Here is a 19,542-nt window from a genome sequence, read left to right as displayed (position 1 = left end):
TTGAAAGTTTAAGGGGAGGGTTTCATGGATGGCACGATCCTGGTCGCCGACGACGACCGCACCATCCGCACGGTTCTGACGCAGGCGCTGACGCGCGCCGGCTGCAAGGTGCATGCCACCTCGTCGCTGGTCACGCTCATGCGGTGGGTCGAAGAGGGCAAGGGCGACCTTGTGATCTCGGACGTCATCATGCCCGACGGCAACGGTCTGGACCAGTTGCCCAAGATCGCCGAACAGCGCCCGGGCCTGCCCGTCATCGTGATCTCGGCCCAGAACACGATCATGACCGCCATTCAGGCGACCGAGGCGGATGCCTACGATTACCTGCCCAAACCCTTCGACCTGCCCGACCTGATGAAGCGCGCCAGCCGCGCGCTCGAGGTCAAGCGCCGGGCACCCGTCTCTGCCCGGACCGAGACGTCCGAGGCCGGTAATGACGAGCTGCCCCTCGTCGGTCGCACGCCCGCCATGCAGGAGCTCTACCGCCTGATCGCCCGCGTGATGAATGCCGATCTGCCCGTGCTCGTGACCGGCGAATCCGGCACCGGCAAGTCGCTCATCGCCCGCGCCATCCATGACCTGTCCGATCGCCGTACGCTGCCCTTCGTCGTGGCCACGGCGACGGATCTTGCACAGATGGAAGGCCCCGCCACGCTGATCAGCCGCGCGCGGAACGGCACGCTTCTCTTCGAAGAGGTGGGCGACCTGAACGAAGAGGCGCAGGCGCGCATCGTCAGGATGCTCGACAGCTTCACCGACAACGCGCCCCGGATCATGGCCACCAGCCAGGCCGACCTTGGCCGTGCTCTGGACGAAGGGCGGCTCCGGCAGGATCTATTCTACCGTCTGGGGGGCGTGACCCTGACCGTGCCCGCACTCCGCGAACGGGTCGAGGATATCCCGCTTCTGGCCGACCATTTCTTCGCCCGCGCCGAGCGCGACGGTCTGCCCGTCCGCCGCTTCGCGCCCGAGGCGTTGGACCTTGTCCGCGCCTATTCCTGGCCCGGCAACGTGCGCCAGCTTGAAAACACCGTGCGCCGTCTGGCCATCACCGGCGGCGAGGATATTATCGGGCGCAGCGAAGTGGAGCTGGTCCTCGGCAATCAGCCCGCGATCGAGCCGCTGACAGGCGGGGGCGATCGCGAGAAACTGTCGGCCTCCATCGCCAAGCATCTCCGCCGCTATTTCGACCTCCATGGCGGGCAACTGCCGCCGCCGGGTCTGTACCAGCGGATCCTGAAAGAGATGGAGATGCCGCTGATCGAGATCGCGCTCGACGCGACGGGCGGCAACCAGGCGAAATGCGCCGATCTTCTGGGCATCAACCGGAATACCCTCAGAAAGAAGATCACCGACCTCGATATCCGCGTGACACGGCGCCGCAAATTGATGTAAAACCGCAACAGAGAGTGGCCCGCAGGTAACTGTGGATAAAAATGCCACCTAGATAGGGCGGTTGCCGTGACCGACGGCACATCATTTCGGAGGGTCCGCGTGGCGGGGCGCGCACGGGCAATCACGTGGGAAAAGCTGAGCCGTCTCAGGCGGATGCGGCGTTATCAGAACGCCGCAACGCTTCTGCTGGTGGTTCTGGGACCCATTCTGGCGCTGGCCACCTTCATGGTGCTGGGCCCGCTCGATCGCTCGGGATCGACCCTCCTTCTGCGACTCGTCATCCTTGCCGATCTTGTCTACGTGCTGGTCGTCGCAGCCCTCGTTCTGGCCCGGATCGCGTCCATGGTGGCCGCGCGTCGCGCGAAATCGGCGGGGTCCCGCCTACACCTGCGCCTGACCGGGGTCTTCGCTCTGATCGCGCTGATCCCGACGGTCACGGTGGCGATCTTCGCGGGTCTCACCATCAATATCGGCCTTGAAGGCTGGTTCTCGGACCGTGTGCGGGGCGTCGTGGGCGCGTCGCTCGCCGCCGCCGAATCCTATCAGGAAGAGGAGCGCGCAGACATCGCCGCCGATGGCGAGGCGCTCGCCGCCTACCTGAACGAGGCGCGCCGCCGCTCGGTCTTCCTCTCCGAGGGTGAGCTGCGCCAGTTGCTCAGCCAGGGACAGGCGCTGGTTCAGCGGGGGCTTCGCGAAGCCTTCGTGATCGACGGCGCACGCGATATCCGCGCACGTGGCGAGCGCTCCTACCTCTTCGATTACGAACGTCCCTCCGACGCCGATCTAGCCCGCGCGTCCCAGGGCGAGACCGTGGTGATCGAGGATGTCGAGGGCAACGAATACCGCACGCTCATCCGCCTGACCGCATTTCCCGACCGGTATCTCTATGTCTCCCGCGAGGTAGATGGCCGCATCCTCGGCCTTCTGGACGAGGCCGAAGAGACCGCGCAGCTTTATACCCAGCTCGAAGCCGAGCGGGGCCGCGTCGTCTTCGAATTCGGCCTCCTGTATCTCGGTTTCGCGGTCATGCTGATCCTTGCCGCCGTCTTCCTCGGCCTCTGGTTCGCCGAACGTCTGGCGCGCCCAGTGGGCCGCCTTGCCGGTGCGGCGCAACGCGTCGGCGCGGGTGATCTCGACGTGCAGCTGCCGGAAGAACAGGGCGAGGATGAAATCGCCATGGTGGGCCGGTTCTTCAACCAGATGACCCGCCAACTGAAGGGCCAGCGCGAGGCGCTTCTCGCCACAAACCGCCAGATCGAGCGTCGGCGGCGGCTTTTCGACAGCGTGCTGTCATCGGTCACGGCGGGGGTGATCGGGCTGGATGCCGAAGGCCGCACCACCTTCGTCAACCGCTCGGCGGAACGCATTCTCGGCGAAGAAGGGGCGGGCGAACGCTCGGAACCGCTCGAGGACCTCGCCGCCGAATTCCGGCCGCTTCTGGACCGGCACCGCGCCTCCGGCCGGGAAACCGATCAGGAAGAGGTCAGGATCAGTCGGAATGGCGTGGCCGAAACGCTGCTCGTCCGCATCGCCACCCGGCGGAATGCCGATGGCGAGGGTGAGGGCTTCGTGATCGCCTTCGACGACGTGACCGATCTTGTGACCGCGCAGCGGATGGCGGCATGGGGCGACGTGGCGCGGCGCATCGCGCATGAGATCAAGAACCCGCTCACGCCGATCCAGCTCTCTGCGGGGCGGATCAAGCGCAAGTTCGGCCCGGCACTGGACGAGGCGGGGGCCGAGCAGCTCGACCAGATGACCGACGTCATCGTGCGCCAGACCAACGACCTTCGCCGCATCGTCGACGAATTTTCGAAGTTCGCCCGGATGCCGCAGCCCGAGCGCACGCTTCAGGACCTCGCTCAACTTGTCCGGGACGCCGTCACGCTTCAGGACGAAGCGGTGGACGGCATCCCCGTCACCTCCGACCTGCCACACTACCAGGTGCCTGCGGATGTGGACGCGACCATGATCGGGCAGGCTTTGACGAACCTGATCAAGAACGGCGGGGAAGCGATTGAATCCCTGAAGGAAAATCGCGCTTTGCCTGAAGGGCATTCGGCCCGCGTCCATGTGGCGCTCCGGGTCGAGGACGACCGTGCGATCATCAGTATTTCGGACAACGGGATCGGGCTCCCCGAGGACCGGTCGCGTCTGTTCGAACCTTACGTGACGACACGCGAGAAAGGGACGGGTCTGGGCCTGTCCATCGTGAAGAAGATCATCGAGGAACATGGCGGGACGCTCGTCCTGACCGATGCCCTGCCGCTGGATGACAGCGGTCAGGTGGGTGCCATGGCCGAAATTTCACTGCCCATCGCGGCACATGCAACGAAAGAGGGCGGCCTCAAGGTCGCCGAATGACGAGGAGGTATTCATGGGCGATATTCTGATAGTCGACGACGAACGCGATATCCGGGAGCTGATCTCGGACATCCTGAAGGACGAGGGGTTCACGACCCGGCTGGCGGGCAACTCGGAAGAGGCGATGGCCGAAATGAACCGCGAGGCGCCGGCGCTGATGATCCTCGATATCTGGCTGAAGGACAGCCACATGGACGGGATCGACATTCTGAAATCGGTCAGGCGCGACAACCCCGACGTGCCGGTCATCATCATCTCGGGTCATGGCAATATCGAGATCGCCGTCGCTGCGATCAAGCAGGGCGCTTACGACTTCATCGAAAAGCCCTTCAACATCGACCAGTTGATGGTGGTGATCACCCGCGCGATGGAGACCTCGCGCCTGCGCCGCGAGAACTCGGCGCTTCGCCGGAAGGACGTGACGACCACCGACATGATCGGGTCTTCGCCCGCCTTCCGCACGCTGAAGAGCCAGCTTGAAAAGGTCACCAAGTCCAATGGCCGCGTGATGCTGAGCGGCCCGGCGGGCGCGGGCAAGGAGATCGCCGCACGCTGGATTCACGCCCAGTCGAACCGCTCGGGCGGGCCATTCGTCGTGGTTAACTCGGCCTCGGTCGAACCCGAACGGATGGAAGAGGCGCTCTTCGGGCGCGAAAGCGCGGGCCGGGGGATCGAGCCTGGCCTTCTGGAGCAGGCCCATGGCGGGATCATCTTCTTCGACGAGGTGGCGGATATGCCGCTTGGCACGCAGTCGAAAATCCTCCGCGTCCTCACCGATCAGCAGTTCCAGCGCGTGGGTGGCGGCGACATGGTGCGGGTCGACCTGCGGGTGATCTCGTCGACGACGCGCGATCTTGAAGCCGAGGTCGAAAACGGCAGCTTCCGGCAGGAGCTCTATCATCGTCTGAATGTGGTGCCGATCGCGGTGCCGGCGCTGTCGGACCGGCGCGAGGATATCCCCGAACTGGTCGAGTTCTTCATCGGCGAGTTCAACAAGACACAAGGGTTGCCGCTGAGAAAGCTGTCGGATGACGCGGTGGCGATGCTGCAGACCATGGCCTGGCCGGGGAACGTCCGGCAGTTGAAGAACATGGTCGAGCGGGTCCTGATCCTGGGCGGTGACGGCGGCGAGATCGCGGCTTCGGAAATCCCCGGCCAGGGGAACGAGAGCGCCGGCGGCGAGGAGAAGGTGATCCTGTCGGGCAGCCTTGCAACGCTGCCCTTGCGCGAGGCGCGCGAGCTCTTCGAGCGGGAATACCTGCTGACCCAGATCAACCGTTTCGGCGGCAATATCAGCCGCACGGCGGGCTTCGTCGGCATGGAGCGCTCGGCGCTTCACCGGAAGCTCAAGTCGCTGAACGTCGTGACCTCGACCCGCGCGGGCAGCCGTTTCGCCACCGTTGCCGAGGATATCGAGGAAGACGCGTGATCCGGCGGCGCGGCCCCCGGGCCCGGGGGTCGCACGCGATGTTTCGTGCGGCTGCGCCGCAGGGCGGGGGCGCTGCCCCCCGGTGCAGGCTGTCGCCCGCACTGTCCCCCGGGATATTTCCGAACAGGCGAAGCGGGGAGGGCGGTCTTGAACGGCCCGGCCACCCGTGCCAGACATCCCCCAACGGGTCCTCCGAGAGGCATTCATGAAGGTCATCATCTGCGGCGCGGGCCAGGTCGGCTGGCAGATCGCGAAGCATCTGTCGGGCGAGCGGAACGATGTGACCGTCGTCGACAACAAGCCCGAGCTGGTCCGGCGCGCGGCCGATACGCTGGATGTGCAGGGCATCACGGGGCACGCGAGCTATCCCGACATCCTCGATCGCGCGGGCGCGCGGGATGCCGACATGATCATCGCCGCCACTTATTCCGACGAGGTCAACATGGTCACCTGCCAGGTGGCCCACTCGGTCTTCGCCGTGCCGCGCAAGATCGCGCGTCTGCGCGCGCAGAGCTATCTGACCGCGATCTATTCCGACCTCTACCGACGCGACCACATGCCCATCGACGTTGTGATCAGCCCCGAGCGCGAAGTGGCCGAGGCGGCGCTGAGGCGGCTGGCGGCGCCCGCGGCTTTTGACACCGAGAGCTTTCTCGGCGGCAAGGCGATGCTCCTGGGCATTCAGTTGGACGAGGAATGCCCGGTTCTCAACACGCCGCTCCGGCAGCTGACCGACCTCTTCCAGACGCTCCGCGCCATCGTGGTGGGGGTCCGGCGGGGAAAGCGGCTGTTCGCGCCCGAGCCGGGCGATCAGCTTTTCGCAGACGACCAGATCTATGTGATGACCCATGTGGATGACCGCGCGCGGACGTTCGAGATTTTCGGGAAATCGGTGAAGCGGCAGGAACGCGTGGTCATCATCGGCGGCGGCAATGTGGGCCTTGCCGTGGCGAAGGCGCTGGAGGGCCAGACCGAGCGGCTGCGCGCCAAGGTGATCGAAAAGAACCGCGACATCGCGGAGCGTGCGGCGGATTCGCTGGAGCGCACCATCGTTCTCCATGGCGACGGTCTGAACATGGAGCTTCTGGCCGAAGCGGGGGTCGACCGCGCGGACGCGCTTCTGGCGGTGACCGATGACGACAAGACCAACCTTCTGGCCTCGGTCCGGGCCAAGCAGGCGGGCGTGGGCATGACCGTTGCGCTGGTCAACGATCCGACGCTTCTGCCGCTGATGGAGCCTCTGGAGATCGACGCCTATATAAACCCGCGCGCCACCACGGTGTCGTCGATCCTGCGCCATATCCGGCACGGCCGCGTGCGGGGCGTCTATTCCATCGGCGATGCCGAGGCCGAGGTGATCGAGGCGCAGGTCCTGTCCACCTCGCCCATGGCAGGCAAGCGCATCCGCGATATCGATTTTCCCGAAGGCGTGCTGGTGGGCGCGCTGATGAAGGATGACAAGGTGATCCGTCCTCTTGGCGAGACGCTGATCGAGGAGGGCGATGTCGTGGTCGTCTTCGCGCTGGCGGCCGATGTGCCCGAGGTCGAACGGCTGTTCCAGGTCTCGATCGACTTCTTCTGATGACGCGGCTCGCCAGCCTTCCCCTGATCGTGCTCCTGATCGGTATCGGGGCACTGGCAATGCTGATCCCGGCGCTTCATGCCTGGGTCGTCCGCGATCTGGAGACGGCGCGCGCGTTTCTCTATCCCTCGATCCTGTTTCTGGCGCTTTTCGCGATGATCGGCATCGCCACGTCGAACTACGTGATCCGGCGGCAGGGGCGGAGCCACCTGATTTCGCTTCTTGCCTTCTACACAGTCCTGCCCGTGATGCTGGCGGTGCCGCTGGCCGAGGCGGTGCCCGATACGCGGTTCTTCAACGCCTATGTCGAGATGGTGTCGAGCGCGACGACCACCGGCTTCACCATGTTCGCGCCCGAGCGCCTGCCCGACAGCGTGCATCTCTGGCGCGCGCTCGTGGCATGGCTGGGAGGCTTTTTCGTCTGGGTGACCGCCATCGCGATCCTTGCCCCTCTGAACCTTGGCGGGTTCGAAGTGGCCTCGACCGAAGAGGTGGGCCAAGGCGCGAGCGTCGGCACCACCGCCATCGACCGCATTGCCGACCCTTCCGAGCGGCTGGTCCGCTTCGGGGCAAAGCTTTTTCCGGTCTATGCCGGGCTGACCGCGGTGCTCTGGGTGGCGCTGATCCTGGCTGGCGACCGGCCCTTCGTGGCGATCTGCCATGCGATGTCGACGCTTTCGACCTCTGGCATCACGCCCCTTGCGGGCAACGAGCAGAGCGGCGCGGGGCTGGGGGGCGAAATGCTGATCCTGATGTTCCTCGTCTTTGCCCTGTCACGCCTGACCTTCTCGGCGGATGACCGGGCGGATGGATGGGTGTCGCTGTCGCGTGATCCGGAACTGAAGCTGGGGCTGACCATCATCGTCTCGCTGACGGTTCTTCTGTTTCTCCGCCACTGGGTGTCGACCTTCGAAGAGCCGCTGGACGTCTCCTTCCGCGAGGGCCTTCTTGGCCTCTGGGGTGCGCTGTTCACGGTGGCGTCCTTCCTGACCACTACCGGGTTCGAAAGTGCGGGCTGGGACTCGGCGCGCGCATGGTCGGGCCTGTCCTCGCCCGGCGTTCTGCTGATGGGGCTGGCGCTGTTCGGGGGCGGAGTGGCGACGACGGCTGGCGGCGTGAAGCTGTTGCGCATCTTCGCGCTCTACAAGCACGGCGTCCGCGAGATGGAAAAGCTGGTCCAGCCCTCGTCGGTGGGCGGCGCCGGGCAGGCGGCGCGGCGGTTCCGCCGGCAGGGCGCCTATGTGGCGTGGATCTTCTTCATGCTCTTCGCGCTGACCATCGCCATTGTCTCGACCCTTCTGGCGGGGTTCGGGCTGAACTTCGAAGAGGCGATGATCATGACCGTCGCCTCCCTGTCCACAACCGGGCCGCTGGCCAGCGCGGCGGGCGAGGCACCCATCATTCTGGCCGCCCTGAACGACGGCGCCAAGAGCGTTCTGGTCATGGCGATGATCCTCGGTCGGCTTGAAACGCTTGCCATCATCGCGCTGCTCAATCCCGAGTTCTGGCGCTGACCTGCGCGGAAGCGCTTGAAAAACCGTGTAATTTAGGGCCATTTCGGCCCCATTAGGGGCTAGTCATGGCGCGAATCGCATTCCATACTGGTCCATATGACCGGTCAGCCGGACCCAACCGGCTGCCATGCAAGAAAAAAGGTTAAGACACTCATGGCTTCTGACAGACAAAACCTTCAGGACGCATTTCTGAACCATGTCAGAAAGACGAAGGTTCCTGTGACGATTTTCCTGATCAATGGCGTCAAATTGCAGGGCGTCATCACCTGGTTCGATAACTTCTGCGTACTTCTGCGCCGTGACGGGCAGTCGCAGCTTGTCTACAAGCACGCGATTTCGACCATCATGCCGTCCCAGCCGATCAGCCTCTACGAAGGCGAAGAGTAAATCTTGGACACCACCGATGCCGGGGCCACGCGCGCCCTGGTTCTGCATCCGGAACTGACCGGCGACCCCGAGCGCCGGGACGCTGCGTTCGCGCTCGACGAAGCCGTATCGCTGGCCCATGCGCTGCCGGGAATCGAGGTCGTCGGCGCCTCCGTCGTGCGCCTTGCCAAGCCGCAGCCGGGTCTTCTCTTCGGCAAGGGCAAGGTGGCCGAAATCGGCCAGCGCATCGCGGCGGAGGACGTCGAACTTGTCCTGATCGACGGACCCGTAACGCCGGTTCAGCAGCGGAACCTCGAACGCGAGTGGAAGGTCAAGCTCCTCGACCGGACCAGCCTGATCCTGGAAATCTTCTCCGACCGCGCTGCAACCCGCGAGGGTGTGCTTCAGGTGGAAATGGCGGCGCTCACCTATCAGCGCACCCGCCTCGTCCGGGCCTGGACCCACCTTGAACGGCAGCGGGGCGGGCTCGGCTTTGTCGGCGGTCCCGGCGAGACCCAGATCGAGGCCGACCGCCGCGCCATCGACGAGCAACTCGTGCGGCTCCGCCGGCAACTCGACAAGGTCGTCCGCACCCGTGGTCTCCACCGGGCGGCGCGGGCAAAGGTGCCGTACCCCATCGTGGCGCTCGTGGGCTATACGAACGCGGGTAAGTCCACGCTCTTCAACCGCATGACCGGCGCCGATGTCATGGCCAAGGACATGCTCTTCGCGACGCTTGACCCCACCATGCGTGCCGTCCGCCTGCCCACGGGCCGCGAGGTCATCCTGTCGGACACGGTGGGCTTCATCTCGGACCTGCCCACCCAGCTTGTCGCCGCCTTCCGCGCCACGCTGGAAGAGGTGCTCGAGGCCGATCTCGTGATCCATGTCCGCGACATCAGCCATGCCGAGACCGAAGAACAGGCCGAAGACGTCGAGGCGATCCTGACGGATATCGGCGTCGGGCAGGAGACGCCCCGGATCGAGGTCTGGAACAAGATCGACCGGCTGACCTCGACCGACCGCAGCGCGCTTCTGACCGAGGCCGACCGGAAACCCGAGGTGGTCGCGGTCTCGGCGCTGTCGGGCGACGGGCTGGACACGTTGGTCGCAGCCATCACCGACACGCTCGACCGCGACCGCTCGGAGGACGTGGTGACGCTCGCCCATGGTGACGGGCGCCGGCGCGCATGGCTCTACGATCAGGGCGTGGTGACGGAAGAGATGCCGACCGATGACGGTGTCCGGCTCAAGGTCTACTGGACGCCCATTCAGGCCGTCCGCTTTTCGCGCCTCTGAACGGCGGCGCGCCAGACGGCGGCCTCTTTCCGGGTGAGACAGGGAAAGGCGGTCTGGCGCGGGCGTTCGGGCAAGGCCGCGTCGATCTCGGCGCGTTGGGCGGCCGAAAGACGCATCAAAGCCACATCGCCGGGAAACAGGCTCTCGCTTGGAATGCCTTCCGCGATCAGCGCCGCGTGCCGGTCGCAGAGCACATGCACGAAGGTCCGGTCGGAGGGCGGCGCGGGCAGGGCACCGGGCAGGTCGCGCGCGTGGACATACATCCGTGCGGCACCGAAGAGTCGGTCCAGTTCCGGGTCCTCGACGAGTATCCGGTGCAGCGGCGTGACCGTCAGGTCGCGCATCGGCCGTCCCGGACCGAAGAGGCCGGCGGGCAGGGTTACGGGGCGGAGCGTCTCGAATATGCGCATCTCAATCCCGTGGACAGTCCGCGCCACCACCAGCCGGACGCGCACCGGTGCGCCATCGGCGGCGACCAGCAGATCGCCAGGTGTCAGCGCCTCGACCGGACAGGGGCCTTCAGGGGTGGCGATCAGCGTGCCCGCCGCGTAGCAGACCACCACATTGGTGAGGGCGAACGCTCCGTTTGGAAAGTTTTCCATCGTCTGCCGGGCGGCTTCCTTGGCGGCGGCGTCATCGGGATCGAAGCTGAGAAGGCTCAGCGTCGAGTCGTCGGTGACAATGAAGAGCCGCTCGCCGGTGCTGAGCGTGATGATCGTCACCTCCTTGCCGCGCAGGTCCGCATTGCCCGGCCCGACACCGTTCAGGGTGTTCTTGCCCGGAAGGATGCCGCGGAACTCCACCGTGAATTCGAGCGGCTCGGTGCCGTCGCCCAGATAGACGCGCGTGTCCGGATCGGGTTGCCCGCCGTTCAGGTCGAGCGACAGGTCGCCATTGTCGCCCCATGTCTCGAAGGTCAGCAGCGTGGTCGGCGTCGTGTTGGTCGTCTCGACATTGAGCGAGGCGTTATTCGCCGTGTTGCTGTCACCGCGTGCCCAGAAGGAAAGTTGCGCCATCCCGTCGTCCTCACTTCCCGGTCAGGTTAGCCCGGATCATGGCGCGGGCACCAGACGGTTGATGCCCACTGCGCCCGCGCGTGCAAGGTCGGGATCGAGGGTCATGGGGATGTATTCGCCCCGCCGCCAGAGCTCGCCCAGATCGTCGTAATGACGGCTGAGCGGGTGGCCCGACTGGCCCGTCGAGATGATGAAGACCGACGAATCCGGGTCCGCAAAGTCATAGACACCGCGATAGGCCGCCGATTTGACGCTGTGGAAGGGCGTCGCGCCTTCGCCTTTCGACTGCCCGACGCGAAGCGTGAAATCACCGCCCGAGGTCGAATGCCGGATGTTCACCAGCCATGAGATCCAGCCGATATCGCCAAGGACGGGATGGTCATGGGTCGCCTCATGGGCGTCGCCCCAGCGGAGGCTTTCGAGGTTGGTCGAATAGGTCTCGGCGATCCAGAGAAGTGCATCGTCGAGCGACAGGCGCGCGATATCGGAACAGGTCTCGACGGGGGCCGACTGGATCACGTCGCACCAGCGCGCGGCCCCGTCGACATCGCGGAAGACGCGTTCCAGAAAGACCGGCTGCGGACGGGTGAATTCTTCGGACAGCGGCCCAAGCTCGTCCCGGATCAGACGTTCCTGCAAGGCGCGCATCCAGGCTGCATATATCAGAGGCTCGGGCAGGTGTTCGTTCATCTCGCCGTTCCACTCGGCCAGGAGGTCGAGCGCGCGGCGGCGCTGGCGCTCGGGCGTGCCCTCCGGCGCGGCCTCGCCGGTGAACCAGAGATCGCGCGCGACCAGCGGCAGAAGCGTCCGCGCGGTCACGCTGACCGTGTCGAGCTGCGCCTCGATAAAGCTCTCGCGGGTATGCACCTCGCGCCCCTGCATCAGCCGCTGCCAGCGCTGGACGCGCTGCGTGTCGCCCCATCGGTGGCTGACATGCAGCGGGAAGGCGCGGTCGATGATCTTGTTGTTGGTGTTGCCCACAATCCCGCCTTCGGGGTCAATGAAGGCGGGGTTGGTGCGCTGCGGCAGGCGACCCTGCCAGCGGTTCTCGGCGATCCAGCCGGGCGCGGGCATCCGGCCTTCGGTCTGGTGCCGCGCGCTTCGTCGGGGCAGCGCGCCCATGGTGCGGAGCGCGATCCGCTCGCGGTCGGCCACGACAAGGTTCTGCGAGGTCGCGACGAAGTCCTCGCTGGCGGCGAGGGCCTCGTCCACGTCGCTTGCGCGCATGATCCCCATCAGCGCCTGAACCGACGTGTCCTCGTCCGAAAGCGCGGTCCACGCAACCGAAGCAACGTGACCTGGAGGCGTTACAGCGCCGAGGTTGTAGTGCCGCGCGGGCAGGATCGGCCCGTTCTCCGACCAGCGCAGCGTCAGCGTCACCGGTTCGGCATCCTTGACCCGGACGATCGAGGTGCGCGCGGTGAGCGGCTTCCAGCCCTCGGGGGTCAGCACCTCTTCGGGGTTATCGGGGTTCACCTTCTCGATATAGACGTCCTGATCGTCGGCATAGGAGGTGGTCAGCCCCCATCCATGCCGGTCCGAGCGGCCGACCAGCATCACGGGCGCGCCGGGGAAAGTGCCGCCGATGATCCCGCCGGTTTCCAGTTCCAGTCGGGCAAGGTACCAGATGGCCGGCGCGGTCAGGTCGAGATGAGGGTCGCTCGCCAGAAGCGTGGCGCCCGCGGCCGAGCGCGACGGCGCGGCGGCCCAGGCGTTCGATGCCCCCGCCATGTCGCGCGGTTTGAAGGGCGAGAGCGGATGCTCGGGCATCGGCCCGAAATCGGCATAGCGCGGAAGGGTCTCATCGAAGAGGCTCGCATATTCCGGCAGCGCGGCCGTCCCGTCGCCCGGCGTATCGGGCAGGATGTCTTGCACGCGCTCGTCCGGCAGCACCAGCGACACGCGCGCGCGCAGCACCTCGGCATCCAGATGGCTCGACAGATCGAGCGCGATCAGCTTGCCGATGGCGAGCGAATCCGCCGGTTGCCACGGCGCGATGGCGGGCTCGAACAGCCAGAATTCCGGCGCGCCACGGCCCCGCGCGCCCTCGTTCACCTCGCGGAGCCACGCGTTCACCCCGGCGGCATAGGCTTCCAGCGCGGCGGTGGTGTAGTCGTTCTGAACCCGCATCGAGCGCACCGCCAGCGGGTAGAGGTCGAAGCGCCGGATCAGCATGTCCACGTCCAGCGTGGCCGCCCCGAAAAGCTCGGAAAGCCGCCCCTGTGCCGTGCGCCGGAGCAGAAGCATCTGCCAGAGCCGGTCCTGCGCATGGGCGACGCCCAGCCCGTAATAGACATCCATGTCATTGGCGCCGAAAATATGCGGCACGCCTGCATTGTCCCGCACGATCTCGACCGGGGCCGAGATGCCCGCCACGTCCAGCGTTTCGTTATAGTCGGGGACCGAACGCGAAAAGAACCAGTAAAGCAGCGCCACCGCGAGCATGGACAGGATCACCGCACCGGTGACGATCCTGAGAAGCCATCGAAAAAGCCGTAGCATGGACGCCTTATTGACTGGGATTGCCTGTCCGTTAGGTAAACCCCCGGAACAATCGGAACACAAGGGAGGCTGACGTGGCGAAATGCGCGTTTCTGGGACTGGGTGTCATGGGATACCCGATGGCGGGGCATCTTGCGGCAGCCGGACATGACGTGACCGTCTACAACCGCTCGTCGGAGAAGGCGGGCAAATGGACGGGCGCGCACAAGGGGGCCGCCGCCGCGGCACCGCGCGAGGCCGCCGACGGCGCCGAGTTCGTCATGGCCTGCGTCGGCAATGACGACGATCTGCGCTCGGTCTGCCTGGGCGAGGACGGGGCGTTTGCAGGCATGGCAGAAGGGTCGGTCTTCGTCGATCACACGACCGTTTCCGCTGCGGTCACGGCCGAGCTGTACGCGGCCGCGAAAGAGCGCGGTATCTCCTTCGTCGATGCGCCCATCTCGGGCGGGCAGGCGGGGGCCGAGAACGGCGTTCTGTCGGTCATGTGCGGCGGCGACGAGGACGCTTATGCCCGCGCCGAGCCGATCATCGACGCCTATTCCAAGATCTGCCGCCGCATCGGCGAGAGCGGCGCGGGCCAGATGACCAAGATGTGCAACCAGATCGCCATCGCCGGTCTGGTCCAGGGCCTGTCCGAGGCGCTTCATTTCGCCGAGAAGGCCGGTCTCGACGGGCGCGCCGTGGTCGAGGTCATCAGTCAGGGTGCAGCAGGTTCGTGGCAGATGGCGAACCGCTACGAGACGATGCTGGACGATCATTTCAACCACGGCTTCGCCGTCGACTGGATGCGGAAGGATCTGGACATCTGCCTGAGGACCGCCAATGAGACGGGCGCAAGCCTGCCGGTGACAGCCCTTGTGGATCAGTTCTATAAGGATGTTCAGAAGATGGGCGGCGGGCGTTGGGACACGTCGAGCCTGATCAAGCGGCTGCGCGCGGCGGGATAGGCCACCGCCCGGCCGCATCATGCGGACAGGAGGGCGACATGGGGCTGAAGGTGATTGGCGCGGGGTTCGGCAGGACCGGAACCGACTCGATGAAGCGCGCGCTTGAAATGCTCGGCCTCAGCCCCTGCCATCACATGTACGAGGTCCTTCCGCGACAGGATCTCTACGATGCCTGGGTAGATGTCCTGAACGGCGACCGAGAACCCGACTGGGACCGGATCTTTGACGGGTTCGAAGCCACCGTGGACTGGCCGGCGGCGCATTACTGGCGCGAGCTGGCGGCGCATTTCCCCGAGGCCCGTATCCTGCTGACGGTCCGCAGCGCCGAAAGCTGGCTCGCCAGCATGGACAAGACCATTCTGAACCGTATGCGTCCCGAGAACGATCCGACGCCGATGGCTTTGGCGCTCCGCGCCAGGATCTTCGACGACAGGATCGACGATCCCGAACATATCGTCGCGATTTACCGGCGCCAGATCGAAGAGGTTCAGGCGGCGTTCGGGCCGGACCGGCTCTTGACCTACGAGCTTGGATCGGGCTGGGAGCCACTCTGCGAATTCCTGGGCGTGCCTGTCCCGGACAAGCCTTTTCCACGCGGGAACACCGCCGAGGATTTTCAGGCCCGTGCCGACCAGACGCGGGCCGAGCAGACCGCCATCCAACGCGAAAAGGGCTAGGATCCGCACGACAGAATTTCGTCGCGGTTTCGTGGGCTTGCCTGATAGTCTCCGCGCGTTAGGGGAGATCGGAACATGTCGAATCGCTGGAGTGCGCTGGCGCTCTTGTTTCTTGCGCGCACGGTCATGGCGTTTCAGTTCCAGACCGTTGCGGCCCTGTCGCCTTTTCTGCGCGAGACCTTTGGCATCGGTCTTGGAGCGGTCGGGTTCCTGCTTGGCCTCTACATGACGCCGGGGCTGCTTCTTGCCATTCCGGGCGGCGCGCTGGCGAACCGGATCGGGGAGAAACGCATCGTCATCCTGTCGCTGATCCTGATGGCGGCGGGGTTTCTGATCATGGCGCTGGTCCCCGGCTGGACCGCGACGGTCGCAGGGCGGCTCATGGCGGGTGTGGGCGGCGTGGTGATGAACATCGTGATGACCAAGATGGTCGCAGATTGGTTCGAGGGGCGCGAGATCGCGACCGCCATGTCGATCTTCGTCATGTCCTGGCCTGCCGGGATTGCGCTGGCCCTTGTCCTTCTGCCGCCCGTGGCGGGTGCAAGCGGGCTGTCGGCGGCGCTGATGATCTCGGCGCTGCTGGCCGGTCTGGCAGCGCTTCTGTTCTTCGGCTATGCGCCTGCGCCCGGCGCCTCCGACCGCAAGGCCGGGTTCTGGGCCGGGCGCCGCACCGTGGCGATGGCGCTGGTGACGGGCGGCGCCTGGGGCACGTTCAACGGCGCGCTGGCGGTGGTCTTCGGCTTCGGCGTGGCGCTTCTGACGTCCCGCGGCATGGAGGTCGAGGCGGCCGGCCGGGTCACCAGCCTTACCATGGTCGCGCTTGCCATCATCGGCCCCCTGGGCGGCATAGTGGCCGACCGGACCGGGCGTTATGTCTCGCTGATCGTGGTCTGCGTACTTGCCATGACCGCGCTTCTGGGCGCGATGGCAGCGGGAGGCTCGTCACTCTGGCTGTTCATCGGGTTCGGCGCCGCCTGCGGGCTGTCCGCCGGGCCGGTCATGGGGCTGGCGGGACTGTTGATCCCGAGAGAGGAACGCGCGGCGGGAATGGGGCTGTTCTTCACGGTCTATTACGCCTCGATGCTGACGATGCCGGTGATCGCCGGGTGGGCCTCGGACGTGGCCGGTCGCCCGGAGGCTGCTTTCGTTGCGGGCATGGTCTTTTCTGCGCTGACCATTGGTATCCTTGCGCTGATCCCGGCAGCCCGCCGGGCGTAGGCGTTGCCAGGGCACGCGGGTGCTCGCGCGCATCGGTTACCGTTTCTGAGGGCGCGTGCCGTATTCCCGTCACCCGAAGCTTCCCTGCGGTGCGGAACGCCGCTTGTACCGATGACATCCGGCCCCCGAGACAGCGCCCGCAAAGCGCCGAGGGGAGTCGCGTTCGAACGGCCCGGACACCCCTCCGGGCAAGACGATCCGGGTTCACGCCAGAGATGGCGGCGCCGTCATCCTTCCAACCGAGTACCGAGACAGAAAAAAAGGGCGGCGCCGGTTGGCACCGCCCGTGATCCGCGTGGCGTCGTCGCGGATCAGGGGATGATGCGCGTGTATTTCGTGCCTTCAACCGAAGCGCCCGCCAGAAGCCCGGCCTGACCGAAGACGACGGCGATGACGGGGGCGAGGACGGTCGTGGTCTCGGCCGAGAGGTTGCCGCCCCGGTCGTTCACCGCGTATTCCACATCGGCACCCGCGGCCCAGCCGGACGAGGCGCGGAACTCGGCCAGTGCCTCTTCCGTCATGAAATAGAGCACGTGGCTGTATTGCTGCGCGCCGGCCTGAATGCCGAAGCTGGCCTGCGTGGCGCTGTAGTAGTCGACGGTGATGTCGTTCACCAGAAGCGCGCCGCGCCCGTAGGCACCGCCGAAGCCGAAGGACGCCTCGGTGATGAGCGGCATGACCAGCTTGCCCACGGCCTTGTCGTTCAGGTCGTTGGTGCCGGGATACTGGTTCGCGAGATAGGCGAGCGTGTTGGCGACGCGGGCGTCGATATTGGCGGCGCCCGGCGAACCGACGCCGTTGCCGCAGGCGGCAAGGCCAAGGGTCGCGGCTGCTCCGCTGAGGAGCGCACGGCGGGGGATGCGTGTCATGGGGTCTGCCCTTTTTCTAGATCGTGTTGCCTCAATGACGGCCTTATCTGGCCATTCGCCCCAAATTATAGGGGAATGCGCCTTCGGTGTCACCCTCTATAGCGTCCGTTTCCGCGACACTTCGCCGTTTCACGTTCCCGAGAGGTGCACGGGAATCGGGCATCCGGCCCTCGCGACCGGTGGATATCCGCCGATACAGGGGAAAAATCCCCATCCGCTTGAGACCGAAGCGTGACGTGTTTCGTTGACCCTCCGGCGGGCGCGGATATCTGCGCGCGCCCAATTGTTCATTGTAACCGAGTAAAGGGCAAATCATGCAACGCAAACTCCTGATCACCACCTCGATCGCGACGCTTTTCTTGGCGCATACCGCCATGGCGCAGACCGCGTTCGACGGTGCCAACGCGTCGGACCTGAACGAGGACCTGCGCGAAGAGATCGAAGACGATTTCGAGCGCGACCTTGGCGAATTCGGAAACGAGGGCCGGCCCCTCGGCTTCTCGGGCTCGGCCGCTGTCCGCGCCACTGCAGCGAGCGGCAACAGCGATAATGCCGATGTCGGCATCGGGACCGACCTGATCTGGTACGACGGCACCAACGGCGTGTCGCTGGAACTGAACTATGCCTACGGCGAAACCGACGGCACCAAGACCGAAGAGAGCCTGTTCTATGACCTCGAATATACCCGCGACCTGACGCCCCGCGTCTTCGCCTTCGCCACCGTGCAGGGCACCGTCGACGAGTTCTCGGCCTTCGAGACCGACACATTCGTGGGCTTTGGTGCGGGTTACCGCATCTATGACACGAGCGACATCCAGTGGACCGTGCAGGGTGGCCCGGGCTACCGCGTGGCCGATCTGGACGCCGCGGTGGACGGTGACTTCGAGGAAGGCGCGATCGTGCTGGAATCGAACTATCTGAACCGTCTGAGCGACACGATGTATGTCACCAACGACACCGATGTCGTCTGGTCGGAGAGCGATACGGTCGTGCTGAACGATCTCGGTCTCAACGTCTCGATGACCGAGACGCTGGCGCTTCGGACGAGTGTCGAGACCGAGTACCACACCGACCCGCAGCCGGGCTTCAAGTCGACCGACAACACCTTCGGTGTGTCGCTCGTCTACAACTTCGAGTAAGCCTTCGCGCCTTGTTTCGCCGCGCCCTGACGGGCGCGTCGACCGACCGGGGGAGCGCTGCTCCCCCGGACCCCCTCGGAGTATTTTCTCCAAGAAGAAAGTCCGAAAGTGGCGTGTTCCGCCGTCAGCCCCTGGCCAGAAGCCGGGCCACTTCGGGGGCGAAATATGTGAGGATGCCGTCGCAGCCCGCGCGCTTGAACGCCATCAGGCTTTCGAGCATGGCCCGTTCGCCGTCGATCCAGCCGTTCTCCGCCGCCGCGCGGATCATCGCGTATTCGCCGGACACCTGATAGGCGAAGAGGGGCGCGTTGAAGCGTTCCGACACGCGCCGGCAGATGTCGAGATAGGGCATTCCGGGTTTCACCATGACCATATCGGCCCCTTCGTTGAGGTCGCGCTCGATCAGGCGCAGCGCCTCGTCGGTATTGCCGGGGTCCATCTGGTAGGTCTTCTTGTCGCCGGTCAGAAGGCCGGAGGCGCCGACCGCGTCGCGGAACGGGCCATAGAAGGCCGAGGCGTATTTGGCGCTGTAGGACAGGATCGCAACATCCTGATATCCCGCGCTTTCCAGCGCCTTGCGCATCGCGCCGATCCGCCCGTCCATCATGTCGGACGGCCCGAGAATATCGGCGCCCGCTGCCGCCTGCGCCAGTGCCATCCGCACCAGCGCCTCGACGGACTCGTCGTTCACGATGATGCCGTCGCGGACGATCCCGTCATGGCCGTTGATGTTGTAAGGGTCGAGCGCCACGTCGGTCATCACGACGATCTCGGGCACCGCGTCCTTGATCGCGCGGGTGGTGCGGTTCGACAGGTTATCGGGGTTCCACGCCTCTTCGCAGAGCTCGGTCTTAAGCGAGATGTCGGTATAGGGAAAGAGGCAGATCGCCGGGATGCCGAGACGTGCGGCCTCTTCCGCCGCTTTGACCGCCCGGTCCACCGTCAGGCGCGACACGCCCGGCATCGAGGCCACGGGTGTCTCGTCGTCCTCGCCATCCCTCAGAAAGATCGGCCAGATCAGGTCGTCCACGCTGAACCCCGTCTCGCGGACGAGCCGGCGCATCGCGTCCTTGGTCTTGGTGCGCCGGAAGCGCGTTGCCGGGAAGGAGCCAGTCGTCATGGATCGCGGTCTTTCTGCACGGTTTCGTCTCCAATTGCGGTAGCCGCCGGGTGAACACTGGTCAAGCCTTGGCCCTTTGCCTAGTGTCCCGGAAAAACCGACCCC

The 19,542-nt window shown here is 65.6% G+C and carries 15 protein-coding genes; 11 read left to right on the top strand and 4 right to left on the bottom strand.

Annotation, left to right across the window (positions count from 1 at the left end):
* Positions 1–24: 24 nt before the first annotated feature.
* The 7 genes from GQ651_RS05245 to hflX all read left to right on the top strand — a co-directional run bounded on the left by GQ651_RS05245 (position 25) and on the right by hflX (position 9,949).
* Positions 25–1,395, top strand: a complete 1,371-nt coding sequence (locus GQ651_RS05245) for a response regulator (protein WP_160763131.1) — start codon at positions 25–27, stop codon at positions 1,393–1,395.
* 153 nt (positions 1,396–1,548) lie between these two features.
* On the top strand, positions 1,549–3,759 hold the full coding sequence (locus GQ651_RS05240) for a sensor histidine kinase NtrY-like (protein WP_160763957.1): 2,211 nt from the start codon (positions 1,549–1,551) through the stop codon (positions 3,757–3,759).
* Positions 3,760–3,772: 13 nt separating this feature from the next.
* Complete coding sequence (gene ntrX, locus GQ651_RS05235; RefSeq protein ID WP_160763130.1) at positions 3,773–5,188, top strand: nitrogen assimilation response regulator NtrX; 1,416 nt, start codon at positions 3,773–3,775, stop codon at positions 5,186–5,188.
* A 205-nt stretch (positions 5,189–5,393) separates the two neighbouring features.
* The gene (gene trkA / locus GQ651_RS05230; RefSeq protein ID WP_160763129.1) at positions 5,394–6,770 is read left to right on the top strand and encodes a Trk system potassium transporter TrkA; all 1,377 of its coding nucleotides are present in this window, start codon (positions 5,394–5,396) and stop codon (positions 6,768–6,770) included.
* Entirely contained in the window at positions 6,770–8,284 is a 1,515-nt protein-coding gene (locus GQ651_RS05225) for a TrkH family potassium uptake protein (RefSeq protein WP_160763128.1), read from the top strand. Before trkA ends, GQ651_RS05225 begins: the two co-directional genes overlap by 1 nt.
* 153 nt (positions 8,285–8,437) lie before the next feature.
* Complete coding sequence (hfq, locus tag GQ651_RS05220) at positions 8,438–8,671, top strand: RNA chaperone Hfq (RefSeq protein ID WP_160763127.1); 234 nt, start codon at positions 8,438–8,440, stop codon at positions 8,669–8,671.
* Positions 8,672–9,949, top strand: a complete 1,278-nt coding sequence (gene hflX / locus GQ651_RS05215) for a GTPase HflX (RefSeq protein WP_160763956.1) — start codon at positions 8,672–8,674, stop codon at positions 9,947–9,949.
* Here hflX and GQ651_RS05210 read toward each other — a convergent pair.
* A complete protein-coding gene (locus tag GQ651_RS05210; RefSeq protein ID WP_160763126.1) occupies positions 9,922–10,965 on the bottom strand; it encodes a Hint domain-containing protein in 1,044 nt (347 codons plus the stop codon). The two genes, hflX and GQ651_RS05210, sit on opposite strands and share 28 nt — an antisense overlap.
* A 36-nt stretch (positions 10,966–11,001) precedes the next feature.
* Entirely contained in the window at positions 11,002–13,467 is a 2,466-nt protein-coding gene (locus GQ651_RS05205; RefSeq protein ID WP_160763125.1) for a penicillin acylase family protein, read from the bottom strand.
* Positions 13,468–13,541: 74 nt separating this feature from the next.
* On the opposite strand from GQ651_RS05205, the gene GQ651_RS05200 reads away from it, so the two are divergent.
* From GQ651_RS05200 to GQ651_RS05190, 3 genes are all read left to right on the top strand, one after another.
* On the top strand, positions 13,542–14,414 hold the full coding sequence (locus tag GQ651_RS05200; protein ID WP_160763124.1) for an NAD(P)-dependent oxidoreductase: 873 nt from the start codon (positions 13,542–13,544) through the stop codon (positions 14,412–14,414).
* A gap of 38 nt (positions 14,415–14,452) precedes the next feature.
* Positions 14,453–15,091: a sulfotransferase family protein gene (locus GQ651_RS05195; protein WP_227257964.1), complete on the top strand. Its 639-nt coding sequence runs from the start codon at positions 14,453–14,455 to the stop codon at positions 15,089–15,091.
* A gap of 75 nt (positions 15,092–15,166) precedes the next feature.
* Positions 15,167–16,309, top strand: coding sequence for an MFS transporter (locus tag GQ651_RS05190; protein ID WP_160763123.1), 1,143 nt, complete (start codon positions 15,167–15,169; stop codon positions 16,307–16,309).
* 311 nt (positions 16,310–16,620) lie between these two features.
* Here GQ651_RS05190 and GQ651_RS05185 read toward each other — a convergent pair whose 3' ends face one another.
* Positions 16,621–17,178, bottom strand: coding sequence for a lipid-binding SYLF domain-containing protein (locus GQ651_RS05185; RefSeq protein ID WP_160763122.1), 558 nt, complete (start codon positions 17,176–17,178; stop codon positions 16,621–16,623).
* 314 nt (positions 17,179–17,492) lie between these two features.
* Here GQ651_RS05185 and GQ651_RS05180 point away from each other — a divergent pair, with 314 nt between their 5' ends.
* Positions 17,493–18,317: a DUF481 domain-containing protein gene (locus tag GQ651_RS05180; protein ID WP_160763121.1), complete on the top strand. Its 825-nt coding sequence runs from the start codon at positions 17,493–17,495 to the stop codon at positions 18,315–18,317.
* Between the two features lie 124 nt (positions 18,318–18,441).
* Here the strand turns inward: GQ651_RS05180 and hemB are convergent, their stop codons facing one another.
* Positions 18,442–19,437 (bottom strand): porphobilinogen synthase, encoded by a 996-nt coding sequence (gene hemB / locus GQ651_RS05175; RefSeq protein WP_160763120.1) that lies wholly within the window; start codon positions 19,435–19,437, stop codon positions 18,442–18,444.
* Between the last annotated feature and the right edge of the window lie 105 nt (positions 19,438–19,542).

Source organism: Kangsaoukella pontilimi (assembly GCF_009830125.1).
Taxonomy (GTDB): domain Bacteria; phylum Pseudomonadota; class Alphaproteobacteria; order Rhodobacterales; family Rhodobacteraceae; genus Kangsaoukella; species Kangsaoukella pontilimi.
This window is presented reverse-complemented; position numbering and strand designations above follow the sequence as displayed.